9 protein-coding genes are annotated in these 13,297 nt (G+C 65.2%); 4 read left to right on the top strand and 5 right to left on the bottom strand.

Annotated elements, in window-relative coordinates; all coding sequences use genetic code 11:
* Positions 1–59 precede the first annotated feature (59 nt).
* Positions 60–3,170, top strand: a complete 3,111-nt coding sequence (locus tag ACIQUG_RS07085) for an efflux RND transporter permease subunit (RefSeq protein WP_043621530.1) — start codon at positions 60–62, stop codon at positions 3,168–3,170.
* A 24-nt stretch (positions 3,171–3,194) separates the two neighbouring features.
* On the opposite strand, the gene ACIQUG_RS07080 is transcribed toward ACIQUG_RS07085, so the two are convergent.
* Entirely contained in the window at positions 3,195–3,629 is a 435-nt protein-coding gene (locus ACIQUG_RS07080; RefSeq protein WP_043621463.1) for a DUF1772 domain-containing protein, read from the bottom strand.
* A 191-nt stretch (positions 3,630–3,820) separates the two neighbouring features.
* Positions 3,821–3,997, bottom strand: coding sequence for a hypothetical protein (locus ACIQUG_RS07075; RefSeq protein WP_402319026.1), 177 nt, complete (start codon positions 3,995–3,997; stop codon positions 3,821–3,823).
* A gap of 399 nt (positions 3,998–4,396) precedes the next feature.
* On the opposite strand from ACIQUG_RS07075, the gene ACIQUG_RS07070 reads away from it, so the two are divergent.
* The 3 genes from ACIQUG_RS07070 to ACIQUG_RS07060 all read left to right on the top strand — a co-directional run bounded on the left by ACIQUG_RS07070 (position 4,397) and on the right by ACIQUG_RS07060 (position 11,575).
* Entirely contained in the window at positions 4,397–5,803 is a 1,407-nt protein-coding gene (locus ACIQUG_RS07070; RefSeq protein WP_402319023.1) for an FAD-binding oxidoreductase, read from the top strand.
* A 231-nt stretch (positions 5,804–6,034) separates the two neighbouring features.
* On the top strand, positions 6,035–9,781 hold the full coding sequence (locus tag ACIQUG_RS07065; protein ID WP_402319020.1) for an AsmA-like C-terminal region-containing protein: 3,747 nt from the start codon (positions 6,035–6,037) through the stop codon (positions 9,779–9,781).
* Between the two features lie 459 nt (positions 9,782–10,240).
* The gene (locus tag ACIQUG_RS07060) at positions 10,241–11,575 is read left to right on the top strand and encodes a TadE/TadG family type IV pilus assembly protein (RefSeq protein WP_402319017.1); all 1,335 of its coding nucleotides are present in this window, start codon (positions 10,241–10,243) and stop codon (positions 11,573–11,575) included.
* Positions 11,576–11,714: 139 nt separating this feature from the next.
* Here the strand turns inward: ACIQUG_RS07060 and ACIQUG_RS07055 are convergent, their stop codons facing one another.
* From ACIQUG_RS07055 to ACIQUG_RS07045, 3 genes are all read right to left on the bottom strand, one after another.
* The gene (locus ACIQUG_RS07055) at positions 11,715–12,503 is read right to left on the bottom strand and encodes a hypothetical protein (protein WP_402319014.1); all 789 of its coding nucleotides are present in this window, start codon (positions 12,501–12,503) and stop codon (positions 11,715–11,717) included.
* Between the two features lie 250 nt (positions 12,504–12,753).
* Positions 12,754–12,990 carry a ribbon-helix-helix domain-containing protein gene (locus ACIQUG_RS07050; protein WP_402319012.1) on the bottom strand — a complete coding sequence of 79 codons (237 nt, stop codon included), beginning with the start codon at positions 12,988–12,990 and terminating at the stop codon, positions 12,754–12,756.
* An 89-nt stretch (positions 12,991–13,079) separates the two neighbouring features.
* Positions 13,080–13,292, bottom strand: a complete 213-nt coding sequence (locus ACIQUG_RS07045; RefSeq protein WP_402319010.1) for a DUF4169 family protein — start codon at positions 13,290–13,292, stop codon at positions 13,080–13,082.
* Between the last annotated feature and the right edge of the window lie 5 nt (positions 13,293–13,297).

Genomic DNA, 13,297 nt, shown 5'->3' with positions numbered 1-13,297 from the left:
GCGGCGGCGACAGTCAGTCGAGCGGCCATGGTGGTGGTCACGGGGGCGGTGGCGACAAGATGTCAGCCCGCGAGCGTGGCAAGACCGGCTTTACCGCACTCTTCATCCGCCGGCCGATCTTCGCGCTGGTCGTCAACACGCTGATCGTCGTTGCCGGCCTTGCGGCCTGGAACGGCATCGAAATCCGCGAACTGCCGCAGGTCGACCAGCCGGTGATCTCGGTCACGACGACGCTCGATGGCGCCGCACCCGAGACGATGGACCGCGAGGTCACCTCGGTGGTCGAGGGCGCCGTGTCGCGCGTGCAGGGCATCCGCGACATTTCCTCGACCTCGTCCTTCGGCCGGAGCCGGGTGACGCTGCAGTTTTCCGACACGACCGATATCGGCCAGGCTTCCAACGACATCCGCGATGCGCTCGGCCGGGTGCGCAACCAGTTGCCCGACAATGTCGACGAACCGAGCATCGTCAAGGCCGACGCCGACAGCCAGCCGATCATGCGCCTGGCTCTCACCTCCGACACCATGTCGATGGAAGACATGACGCTGCTCGTCGAAAACGAGATCAGCGACCGGCTCGCTGCCGTCGAAGGTGTGGCCGACGTCGCGGTCTATGGCGACCAGGAGAAGATCTTCCGCATCGACCTCGACCAGGCGAAGCTCGCCGGGCGCGGGGTGACGGTCGCAAACCTCAGGACAGCGCTCGCCAATGCCTCCTATGACGTACCCGCCGGCAAGCTGACCAGCGCCAGCCAGGACATCTCGGTGCGCGCCACGGCCGACCTGCAGACGCCGGAGCAGTTCGAAAACCTGATCCTCGTCAACAATGTACGCCTGCGCGACGTTGCGACGGTGACGCTCGGTCCCGACACCGGCACGACGGCGCTGCGCTCCAACGGCCGTCAGGGCATCGGCCTTGGCATCGTTCGCCAGGCACAGTCCAATACGGTCGATATTTCCGAGGGCGTGCGCAAGGTCGTCGAGACGATCCAGACGCAGATCCTGCCGGAGGGCACGCAGCTCAGGATCACCAGCGACGATGCCGTCTTCATCAACGGCGCCATCCACGAGGTGGAGATCGCGCTGATCGTCGCTGTCTTCATCGTGACGCTTGTCATCTACATGTTCCTGCTTGACTGGCGCGCGACGCTGATCCCGACGATCTCCATGCCGATCGCGCTGATCGGCACGGTGGCGGCGATCTACATGGCGGGCTTCTCGATCAACATCCTGACGCTGCTGGCGATCGTGCTGGCGACCGGTCTCGTGGTCGACGACGCGATCGTGGTGCTTGAGAACATCGTGCGACGGCGCGCCGAGGGCTTGGGGCCCCGGGCCGCCGCCGTGCACGGCACGCTCGAAGTGTTCTTCGCGGTACTGGCAACGACCGCGACGCTTGCCGCCGTCTTCGTGCCGCTGTCGTTCCTTCCGGGCCAGACCGGCGGTCTCTTCCGCGAGTTCGGCTTCGTGCTTGCGTTTGCGATCCTGCTCTCCTCCTTCGTGTCGCTGACGCTCTGCCCGATGCTCGCCTCGCGCATGCTGACGAAGGATACCCACACGGTGCCGGGGCCGATGGCGCGGTTCGGCGCGCGGGCGGCCGGCTTTTACCGGGTGACGCTGCGCGCATGCCTCAACGCGCCGCTGATCGTCTTCGTCATCGCGGGCTTCTTCACCGCCATGGGCGCCGTCGGCTTCCTGACGTTGAAATCGGAGCTGACCCCGACCGAAGACCGCTCGCAGATCATGATGCGTATCAACGCGCCGCAGGGTGTTTCGCTCGAATATGCCCAGGCGCAGATGCGCCGCATCGAGGACGGCCTGCAGCCGCTGGTCAAATCCGGCGAGATCGACAACATCTTCTCGATCTCCGGGCAGGGCGGTTCGGTCAACAGCGGCTTCATGGTGCTGACGCTCGCTCCCTGGGACAAGCGTGACCGAACGCAACAGGATATTGTCGCTGACATCAACAAGGTGACCGGGCGGATCCCCTCGGTTCGCGTCTTTGCCATGCAGCCGAACAGTCTCGGTATTCGCGGCGCCGGCAGCGGCCTGCAGGTGGCGCTGGTCGGCAACGACTACAACAAGCTCGGCGATGCGGCGGCAAAGCTGGTGCGCCAGATGGAAGACACCGGGCGCTTCGAAAACGTCCGCCTCAACTATGAAGCCAACCAGGCGCAGCTTTCGATCACCATCGACCGCGAACGCGCCTCAGACATGGGCGTGGATATCGGCGGCCTCGCCTGGGCGCTGCAGGCCATGCTCGACGGCAACAGCGTCGTCGACGTCTATGTCGACGGCGAATCCTATCCGGTGAAGCTGCTTTCCTCGACCAATCCGGTCAACGACCCGACCGACCTGCAGAACATCTTCCTGAAAGCCGGCGACGGCAAGATCGTGCCGATGTCGACGATCGCCAGCGTCGAGGAGATGGCAGTGGCGCCGCAGCTGTCGCGCGAATCGCAGCTTCGCGCCGTGTCGCTTTCGGCGGGCCTCAAGTCCGACCTGGCGCTTGGCGAGGCACTGACCATGGTCGAGCAGATGGCGGAACCCTTGCTGCCGCCGGGCTCGCGCATCATGCCGCTTGCCGAGGCTGCGACGCTGAACGAAAACGCCAATGGCCTGTTCGTCACCTTCGGCTTTGCGCTCGTCATCATCTTCCTGGTGCTCGCCGCCCAGTTCGAAAGCTTCGTCAGCGGCCTGATCATCATGTCGACGGTGCCGCTGGGGCTTGCCTGCGCGGTGTTTGCGATGATCATGACCGGCAACACGCTCAACATCTACAGCCAGATCGGCCTGGTGATGCTCGTCGGCATCATGGCGAAGAACGGCATCCTGATCGTCGAGTTCGCCAATCAGCTGCGCGATCGCGGCGAGGACGTGCGTTCGGCGATCGAGAACGCCGCCAACATCCGCCTGCGTCCTGTGATGATGACGATGATCGCCACCATCGTCGGCGCGGTACCGCTGGTGCTGGCCAGCGGCGCGGGCGCCGAGGCGCGTATCGCGCTCGGCTGGGTGCTCGTCGGCGGCCTTGGCCTGGCGGTGATCGTCACGCTCTACCTGACGCCGGTCGCCTATCTTGTCATTGCCCGCTTTACCAAGCCGCATGCGGACGAGGAGCGCAAGCTGCACGAGGAGATGGACGCCGCGGCGGCCATGGAAGTGCGCTAACCGAAATGGCCGTCAGCGGGCGGCTTACAATTCGAGCCAGGCGGCAACGAGAAAGATCGCTGCCGCCAGGCCGCCAAGCGCGCTGCGCCCGGCGTGGAGCCTGCCCCAATATTTGAGCAGCTCGCGACTGTCGTTGCCGGCGTCTTCGGGCCGGACTGCCTCCAGCTGGCGGTTGACCGGCAGGACGAAGAGCAGCGTATAGGGCCAGTTCAGGATGATGATGGCGGCGCCGAGGCCCCAGAGCACGTGGCCGGTCTGCCCCCAGGCGCCGGCGCCGAGCAGGCCCGAGATGAGCGCGAGCGTCGCCTGCATCTCGAAGCCGCGGCGATAGGACGGCACCCACTGCACGAGTGCGGCGCGATCGTCGAGATGCAGCCGTGCCGGCTGCTCGGCCCAGGTGATGTAGATGGCGGCGCCAAAGAAGACCGACGCGGTGAGCAAAGCGGTGAGACCCAGCATTTGCCTCTCCTTTCTTCACGCCGATATCATAGCGCAAGGCCGGGCAGACGGCAGGTGTTTTCCGCCGTTTCGCTCTCATACGTAGCGGTGCCGGAGTTCGGTCGGTCTGAGGCGTTCCTTTTGCCAGTGGCAAATCTGGTGCGACGCGGTTTGCCCGTTTGCAAGGCCCTCTGTCTACCGCCCCGCCCGCGCTATGTGCCGTCACGCCGCACGGCCAGTGCCGTCGCGCAGAGCACGACCTCCACCTCTTCTTCGAGTTCGAGGCAGATCTGCCAGTATTCGTCAGCGAGATCCGGGCGGCCGCCGCCCAACACGAGTGCGTCCCGCATGTTGACCGCAAGTTCGTAACTGCAGAACAGCTCAATCATGCAATCTGACGATGCCGACGCGATGCTGCCCCTCAAGTGCGGCAACCGCATCATCAGTCGCTTTCTGCCGATCTCTCCAAGCACGTCATACGTCCTTCCGCTCGGACTTTATACGCAAGGACTTCCCGAACGGATCACCGCGCGGCGCGGTGTGGAAATGACATTTCGGCAAACGGGGACACATCGTGTCGGCTTTTCAGCGTTGGTGTTTTCCACGCTGTCATACAGTCTTGTGACACTCCGGTCTCACGTCAGGCGTTTTCCTGCGCTACTGTGAGCGGGAAGTGGGCGAGCGTCTGGACAAAGTGATTCCGATTTGCACAGTAGCGCCTTGAAATGACTGCGCTTCCCGAACATCGAAAAGGCAGCGCGGCGGATGCAAGAGGAAGGGCGTTTTCCGTGGCATTGAAGGCGATCAGGGCTGGCGCGAGAAACGAGGCGGGGATTGCGGCGGCGAAGGCGGAGCTTTCCGCCCGCTTCGGCGACCGGTTCCAGACGGGCGAAGCGATCCGCGCCCAGCACGCCCACACCACCACCTATATTCCGGCGCAGCTTCCCGATGGCGTGGCGTTTGCCGAAAGCGCCGGCGACGTGCGCGAGATCGTCCAGATCGCCGCCCGTCACAAGGTGCCGCTGATCCCGTTCGGCACCGGCTCCTCGCTCGAAGGTCATATCAACGCGCCCCATGGCGGCATCTCGGTCGATCTCTCGCGCATGAACAAGGTGCTTGAGGTCAATGCCGAGGATCTCGACTGCCGCGTCGAGCCGGGCATTACTCGCGAGGAGCTCAACACCTACTTGCGCGACACCGGCCTGTTCTTCCCGATCGATCCCGGCGCCAATGCCTCGATCGGCGGGATGGCCTCGACGCGGGCGTCCGGCACCAATGCGGTGCGCTACGGCACCATGAAGGACAATGTGCTGGCGCTGACGGTGGTGACCGCTGACGGGCGTGAAGTCCGCACGGCGCACCGGGCGCGCAAGTCCTCGGCCGGCTACGACCTGACGCGGCTCTTCGTCGGCGCCGAAGGAACGCTCGGCATCATCACCTCCATCACGCTTCGGCTGCAGGGCATTCCGGAGGTGATTTCCGGCGGCGTCTGCCCGTTCCCGACGATCGAAGACGCCTGCAATGCGGTGATCCTGACCATCCAGTCGGGCATTCCGGTGGCGCGCATCGAACTGCTCGATGAGCTGCAGATGAAAGCCTGCAACGGCTATTCCGGCCTTTCCTATCAGGAGACGCCGATGCTGTTCGTCGAATTCCACGGCAGCCCCGAGAGCGTCGAACTGCAGGCGCGCCAGTTTGGCGAGATCGCCTCGGAGTTCGGCGCCAGCGACTTCCTCTGGACCACCAATCCGGAGGAGCGGGCGCGGCTCTGGAAGGCCAGGCACAATGCCTACTGGGCGCAAAAGAGCCTGATCCCGGGTGCTGCAATCCTGTCGACCGATGTTTGCGTGCCGATCTCGCGGCTGGCGGAATGCGTGGCGGCAACGCAGGAAGACAGCGCCGCCCACGGGCTGACCGCGCCGATCGTCGGCCATGCGGGCGACGGCAACTTCCATGTCGGCCTGCTGTTCGACGACAAGGATGCCGCTGATGTGGCGCGGGCCGAGGCGTTCGTCGAGCGCCTCAATGCGCGGGCACTGGCGATGGATGGGACCTGCACCGGCGAGCATGGCATCGGCCAGGGCAAGATGCCGTTCCTCGAGGCGGAACTTGGCGATGCGCTCGACCTCATGCGGCAGGTCAAGCGCTCGCTCGATCCGGACAACATCTTCAATCCCGGCAAGATTTTCGCCTGAGGCGGAGAAGGAATGTGACCGTCGGGCGTTGCGCTTTTTTGGGGCGATGCGCCGCGGCGAAAGTGTGATACTGCATAGTTCCGATGTCGGCATGGACGCCCGGCGATTTATGCGGCAAATCAAGATGCTACAGTGCCGGACACGGCGCTGTCGGCGGGCGCCAGGTCCTGGCGCTCCAATCGATGAGCGGCGCGCCATGCGCCGCTGAACTGATATGGGAATATAGGCACGGTGCTTTCGCGAATTCTGCTTGCCGTCGGTGGACTTGTGGTCGTTGCGCTCTTTGCGGCGCTGATCGCTCCGTGGTTCATTGACTGGACGGATTTCCGCAAGGAGTTCGAGCGCGAGGCAAGCCGCATCATGGGCAAGCCCGTCGTTGTGCATGGAAGCGTCGATGCGCGGCTGATCCCATTTCCGACCGTGACGCTCAACGACGTGCGCGTCGGCGCTGCCGAGGATGGCGACCCACTGATCCAGGTGGCGCAGTTCTCGATGAGCGCCGAGCTTGCGCCGTTCCTGAGCGGCGAAGCGCTGATCTTCGACATGAAGCTTGACCGCCCGAAAGCCAAGGTGCGCCTGTTGCCCGACGGCACGCTCGACTGGGCGAGGGGCCGGCGGGCCTCGATCCCGGCCAAGACCGTCGTGCTCGAAAATGTAGAGATCACCAACGGCCAGATCGAATTCGTCGACGAGCAGACCGGCCGGACCCGCCGCGTGAGCGGACTTGCCGCAGACATTTCGGCCCGCACGCTCGCCGGGCCCTGGAAGGTCGAGGGGCGCGCCGCGCTCGATGGCGAAGCCGGCAGTTTTTCGCTGACCAGCAACGAGGTGGACGAGGCGGGCACGCTCAGCCTGAAGGCGCGGGTAACGCCCGACAAACGCCCCTTCGGCGTGGAGACCGACGGCTCGCTGCGTATCGTCGATTTCAGGCCTGTCTATAGCGGCCGCTTCACGCTGACGGAGAACCGGCCACAGGGTGAGACGAAGAACGCGGACGGGCGGGCGCCGCTGCGCATCAACGGCAATTTCCAGCTGACCAACGAGAGCATCCGCGTCCCGGAATACCGCTTTGAAATCGGCCCGTCGGACGATCCCTATGTGGTCACCGGCGAGGCGACGCTCGATACCGGCAAGGACCAGAAATTCCTGCTGATCGCCGACGGCCAGCAGATCGACGTCAGCCGCATCGGCCCGAGCCGAAACAACAAGACCGGCCGCGATCCGGCGATCTCGATGCGCCAGCGGCTCGAAGCCATGCTCGCGATCGCCGCCGACATTCCCATCCCGCAGGTGCCCGGGCGCGCCAGCCTGAAACTGCCGGCGATCGTCGTCGGCGATACGACCGTGCGGGACGTGCGCATCGACGTACAGCCCGATGGCGCCGGCTGGGTGATCGACAATGTGGTGGCGCTGCTGCCGGGGCGCACGCAGCTCGAAGCCAAGGGGCGGCTGAACCTCAAGGGACAGCGCAGTTTCCGCGGCGACCTCTTGCTTGCCTCCAACCAGCCTTCCGGCCTTGCCAACTGGCTGGCGGGCTCCGTCGACCCGGCGATCCGCAAGCTGAGGACCGCCGGCTTTTCGGCCAAGGTGAACCTGACCGATACCTTGCAGCAGTTCGAGAACCTCGAAGTGGCCGCCGACGAGGCGAGCCTCAAGGGCCGGCTTGAGCGGCAGTCCTTCGCCGACCAGCAACCGAACCTCTCGCTGCAGCTGAAGGGCAACCGCATCGACTTCGAGGCGCTGCAGGCGCTGACCGGGCTGGTGGCGGGCGACGCTTCCACCGACACGCTGCTGCAGCACGCGATTGCCGCCGATCTTTCGGCCGACGAGTTTTCCGCCTTCGGCGAGGAGGCGCAGGACGTGCAGGCGGTGCTGACGCTGAAGAACGGCCAGCTCCAGGCCGAGCGCGTGGCGATCGGCTCGCTTGCCGGCGCGCAGCTCGCCTTTTCCGGCCGGGCCAGCGGCGACCTCGACAAGCCCGTGGTTTCGGCCAAGATGAAGCTTGCGGCCAAGAACCTGACGCCGTTCCTGGAAATGATCGGCCGCCACGCGGTCAATCATCCGGCGCTGAGGCAGCTGATCAAGGCCGGTCCCTATTACAGCGACACGGCCTTCGACGTGACGCTGACGGCCGGCAACAAGGAAGGCAATGCGCCCGCGACCTTCGGTATCTTCGGAACCGCCAACGGCACGAAGATCGCCGCCAGCTACCAGGCGCCCGACATGGCGCAGGCGCTGACCGGCAAGGCGATGCTCTTGGAAGCGACGCTCGAAAACCCCGAGACGCGGCTGCTGCTCGGCCAGACGGGTTTCGATCCCTTGCCGTTTGATGCGGATGCCAACGGCATTCTCTCGGTCAAGCTGCAAAGCACCGACGGACCAACGGCGAACGGCACGGTGACCTTTACCACCGAGAAGACGTCGCTTGCCGCCAAGGGCAGCGTCGATCTTTCCCGCGATCATTTCCTTGAAGGTCAGGCGAAGGTGACGCTGCAGACCCAGGACCTAGAGCCCTATCTTCTGCTCCAGGGCGTGGCCGTGCCGCAGATGGGCAGCGGCCTGCCGCTCACCGTCTCTGCCGATATCGCGACGACGCCCGAAACCATCGCGCTCACCACCGTCGAGGGCAAGGCCGACCATAACGGCTTTAGCGGCAATCTGACGATCGACCGCAAGACGCCGGGGGCGGCCAGCGGACAGCTGACGCTCGACACGCTCGATCTTGCCTGGCTCGGCGAGGGCATACTCGGCCCGATCGAGGATACGAACGGGGCCTTCTCGAAGGGCGCCCTGGCGCAGCCGGCCTGGACCGGCCTCAATCTCGCGCTCGACGTGCAGGCGGGCAAATTCTGGCCGGGCGTCTATGGCGCGGTCACGAGCTTTGCCGGCAAGTTGGAATGGAAGGGCGACGAGGTCGCGCTGACCGATGCGGCCGGCGACTGGCTGGGTGGCAGGCTCGCCGGACGGGTGCAGATCGGGAATGCCAACGGCTCTGGCTTCCTGCGCTCGCGCCTGGACGTCAAGGGCGGCGACCTTGCGCAGGCGGGCTGGGCCCATGCGGGCACGCCGGTCGCGACCGGGACCTTCGATCTTTCCGTGGCGCTTGAGGCTTCGGGTGCGACGCCCGAGGCAATGGCCCATTCGGCAAGCGGCTCGGGTACGGCAACCTTCAACGGCATGACGCTTGCCGGCATCAACAGCGGGGCGCTGCCGCAGCTGATCGCAGCCGCCGATGCGCTGAAGACGCAGATCTCTGCGGACGCAATCAAGGGTGCCGCGGAGGCGACCATCTTCTCTGGCCAGTCGCTGGTTGGCGTCGTCAAGGCGCCCTTCAGCATCGCCGGCGGGGTGCTGCGGGCGCAGAACGTGACGGCCGGCGACGGCAACGCGGCGATGACCGGCGAGGCCTCGCTGGACCTTGCGGCGGGCCGTATCGATGCCGGCATCGACCTGACCTTCCGGCCCGGCGACGAGGCGCTTGCGGGTGCTGAGCCGCGCGTGCGCATCGGCTATGCCGGCCTGATGGAAGATCCGGGCGTCGATCTCAACGTTGCCGATCTCGCGAATTTCCTGTCGCTACGCGCCTTCGAGCGCGAGCGCCGGCGGGTCGAGATCCTGCAGGCAAACGTGCTGGAGAAGCAGCGCCTGCGACGCGAACTCGCGCTTTACAAGGCGCGGGCGGAGGCAAGGGAACTGGAGCGCAAACGCGCCGTTGCCGAGGAACGCCGGCGGGCTGCCGGCGCTGCGGAGGCCGCCCGCCTCAAGGCGGAAGCAGATGCACGCGCAGAGGCCGAACGCAAGGCCGAAGCGGAGCGGCAGGCGGAAGCCGCGCGCCGGGCGGCAGAGGCAGCGCGCAGCGCCGTCCAGAGCCAGCCGCAGACGGGGCCGAACCCCCAGACCCAACCGGACGGTGCCACCGGCACCCCTCCCGGACAGAAGCTCAACTTCGACGTCCTGCCCGACGTCACGGTGCAGTAGCAGGCGATTGCGCGGAGCACGACGGTCCCGGCCTTTCGGGGCCGGTGATGTGCCGCCGCTTGCGCAGGCGGCCGTGATCCCATCCTTGGCTGGCGGCCCCTGAAGCCCGTCGCGATCCTAGCTTCACTTTCTCCGCTCTCGGTTTTGATGTTCGCATGCCGCTATTGCCAATGGCTGCGCACCGTTGCGCGACATGCTTCTGCTTCAGATTTCGAAGGTGGGTTCATCGAACCGGCGCTCGTCCTGCGCACCGTGGCGCGCGAAGGGATCGGCAGAGTTTTAACGAATTCTGAAGCACATCTTCCACTATTGATCGCTAAATTAGCAATTTGCGTTGGATGGGGCAGGGGGTGCGGCTTGCGGGCCGCGTCGTTAATCGACGCATGGGAAGGATGACGTCGATCGCTCCGGATTGACCTGAGCGGCGCGTCGCCGTCTGCTGAGGGGCCACGATCAGAGATGCGCTACAATTTGAGGAAGAGAGCCGCCCGCATCCTTGCGGACGAGAAGGGTAACTTTACGGTTCTGACCGCGCTGATAGCGGTGCCGCTGCTGAGCGCCGCGTCGATCGCCATCAACCTGGCGCGGATCAACCTCGAGGCCGCCAAGATGCAGACGGCGCTCGATGCCGCCGCCTTTTCGGCGGTCAAATCCTACGGCGAGGGGGAGACCGAGGCCAGTGCCAGGGATCTCGCCAACAACGTTTTCTTCGCGAATTTCGGTCAGGCGGAGGCCGTCGACCAGATCGGCGCGGAGAGCGGCGTGTCGGTGGCGGCCGCGCCGGTGCAGATCGCCTTCGGCGCCGCCGGCGTCGAGACCACGGCGACCGCGGCCTACGCGCTGAAATACAATCCGCTCTTCTTCGGGCTGCAGCCCTATACGATCGACCGGGAAAGCGTTGCCGCGCGCATGCCGGGGCGGGAGGCCTGCATCCTGGCGCTGCACCCGACGGCAAGCCGGGCCTTCGAGGTCAGCGGCGGGGCAAGCGTCGACACGTCCGGCTGCACGATCACGTCGAACTCCACCGACGCGCAGTCGATCTATCTCAGCGGCTCGGCCACGCTCAAGGCCGAGTGTCTCTATGCCGCCGGCGAGGTGTCGGCGACGCTCGCCAATCTCCAGCTTGCCTGCGGCAAGGCGGTCGAGGAGGTGGCCCCGATTCCCGACCCCTTCCGCTCGAAGAAGATGCCGACCACGGGAGGCTGGGTGAGCCTTGCCGGCTGCGGCCAGAATTTCGTCGGCGGCGGTGGCGGCAACGGCGACTGCAACGGCACCGGCAGGACACCGAACAACGCGCCCGACACTTACCGCGTCGAGTTGAAGCCCGGCACCTATGGCGCCCTCGAGATCAAGGGCAGGGTTCTTCTGAGGCCCGGCAACTACATCATCGACGGCGGCAGCCTGAAGTTTACCAGTCAGTCCGTGCTGAGCGCCGAAGGGGTCACCTTCTTCCTCCTGAATGGCGCCCAACTCGACATTCACGGCGGGGCAACCTTCCAGGTCAGCGCGCCGACGACCGGCGACTGGGCCGGTTTCTCGATCGTCGCCGGGCGCAACAATACGGCCACCGCCACCATCAACGGCAACAGTGCCTCGTCGCTCGCCGGCATCATCTACATGCCGGCATCGCGCGAGATCCAGTATGCCGGCAACGGATCGACCGGCGGTGAATGTGTGCGCATCGTCGCCCAGGAAATCACCATGATCGGCAACAGCAGCTTCAAACTGGATTGCAAGGCGGTGCTGGCCAACACCACGATCAACAATCCCGGTGCGATCCGTCTGGTGCGGTGAAGCGCCGGCAGGGCCGGTGCTGGAGGCCCGCTCTCGCTGGGCGCGTTGTCGGTGCACCGGAGCGGGCGTCTGTAACGCTCCGTAAAAAGAACCCGGCTGCGGGACAGCCGGGTGTTCTCCATCGCGACAGGCTCCGGCTTTAGAAGCGGATCGACAGGCCGAGGATCGGGCCCTGTTGCACCACGTCGAAAAGGAAGCCGTCATTATCGTAGTCGACGCCAAGGGCGCGATAGCCGGCTATCGCCGAGATGGTGTCGTTGAAGCGATAGCCAAGGCCAAGACCGACGTCCCAGTCGATGTCGGCGCCGCCGCCCCCGACGAGGCCCCAGCCGGTCAGATAGATTTCCGGCGTGAAGTAATAGGCGCCGCGCACGCCGACCATGCCGTCGACCCAGGTCTTGCTGTCATCGCGGCTGACGCCATCGAGCGGGCCACCACGGAAGGAGATGGTCGTGTCGACCGACCAGATCTTGGCGCCACCGACCACGTCGAGGTGTGATTTCTGGTCCTCGAACACCGTGTAGCCGACGCCGATGAGGCCGGAGAAGGTCTCCGATTCCACATCCACGGTGTCGGTGAAGATGCCGCGCGCCTTACCGTCACCGGAGAGCTTCGTGTAGATCAGATCGCCGAAGATGCTGAAGCGGTCCTTGCGCGCCTCCATCGTCGCCATGGCGGCGAAGTCGAGATTGCTCCAGATGTCGCTGAAGCTGGAATCGATGTGAACGGTCGGAAGGTTGAGCTGCGACGTGTCGCCGGAAAGGCCCGCCATCCAGAAGTAGGGCGCGAAGGCGAACTGCCAGCCGCTCTCGGTTTCTTCCACCGGCGCTGAAGGCGCCATCAGCGGCGTGATGTCGGCCGCATTGGCCGACAGAAGCGGTACCAGGCTCAGGCAGGCCGTAAGGCCCAGTCGCGTAGAGATACTCATGATACGCCTCCCGCTGAGCAGATCCGCAACGATCTTCGTCGGGAACCGCTGAAATCACAGGTCCGATGTCCAAGAGCAGCGCTGCCGCCCCGCACGAGCGCATTGTTGTATAAGCTTGTGCGAATACAAATGACTTTCCGCCGGATGCGCCGGTCGCGGCCGATCAAACAGCCGGAGTTGTTGCAGCGGGCACACAGTTATATCGGCGTGACAGGCTATTTCTGGCCGGGTGTCCGCCGGGGCGTGTGGGTCAGGTCTCGGTCAAGGACGTCGGGGCGCGCTGTTGTTTCAACCATTCAAGCACGTGGACGCGCAGTGCCGAGGACAGGTTGCTGCCGGGCGTGCGCTGGTCATCGATCTCGGCGATCAATTGGGCGAGCGGGATCGCCCTTGCCTCGGCGATCGCCCTCAATTCCTGCCAGAAGGCGTCTTCGAGCGAGAAGCTGGTGCGGTGGCCGTGGAGCGTCGCGGAATGCTTGCGGATCATCGTCCGGCCTTAGAAAATGATTCAGGTGCTTGGCACTTGGATTCGGGAACCGGTCGCAAGTCCTTGCTCCAGAATCGTTTTCGGTGGGTTCAGTCTTTGCTGCCGTCGGTTTCGTCGGCGGCCGGCCGCTCTATGCGGCCCTGGTCAAGGCGGGTTTCCGCCTTGTCGTTCAGCGCCTTCGTCAGGGATTTTTCGGCCTTGGTGCGGCCGAAGGAGATGCGGTTCTGCTCGGCCTGCTTTTCCTTTTCCGTGCGCTCGCGGCGCTTGCGGAACTGGCGCAGATTGACGACGTCGCCGGTCATGAGCC

Source organism: Ensifer sp. NPDC090286, assembly GCF_044769565.1.
GTDB lineage: Bacteria > Pseudomonadota > Alphaproteobacteria > Rhizobiales > Rhizobiaceae > Ensifer.
This window is presented reverse-complemented; position numbering and strand designations above follow the sequence as displayed.

What these genes read in the sequence shown, in the direction of transcription:
- ACIQUG_RS07055 (WP_402319014.1), bottom strand. Translation starts at nt 12,503, where the DNA reads ATGAGTATCTCTACGCGACTGGGCCTTACGGCCTGCCTGAGCCTGGTA.
- ACIQUG_RS07050 (WP_402319012.1), bottom strand. Translation starts at nt 12,990, where the DNA reads ATGATCCGCAAGCATTCCGCGACGCTCCACGGCCACCGCACCAGCTTC.
- ACIQUG_RS07080 (WP_043621463.1), bottom strand. Translation starts at nt 3,629, where the DNA reads ATGCTGGGTCTCACCGCTTTGCTCACCGCGTCGGTCTTCTTTGGCGCC.
- ACIQUG_RS07085 (WP_043621530.1), top strand. Translation starts at nt 60, where the DNA reads ATGTCAGCCCGCGAGCGTGGCAAGACCGGCTTTACCGCACTCTTCATC.
- ACIQUG_RS07045 (WP_402319010.1), bottom strand. Translation starts at nt 13,292, where the DNA reads ATGACCGGCGACGTCGTCAATCTGCGCCAGTTCCGCAAGCGCCGCGAG.
- ACIQUG_RS07060 (WP_402319017.1), top strand. Translation starts at nt 10,241, where the DNA reads ATGCGCTACAATTTGAGGAAGAGAGCCGCCCGCATCCTTGCGGACGAG.
- ACIQUG_RS07075 (WP_402319026.1), bottom strand. Translation starts at nt 3,997, where the DNA reads ATGATTGAGCTGTTCTGCAGTTACGAACTTGCGGTCAACATGCGGGAC.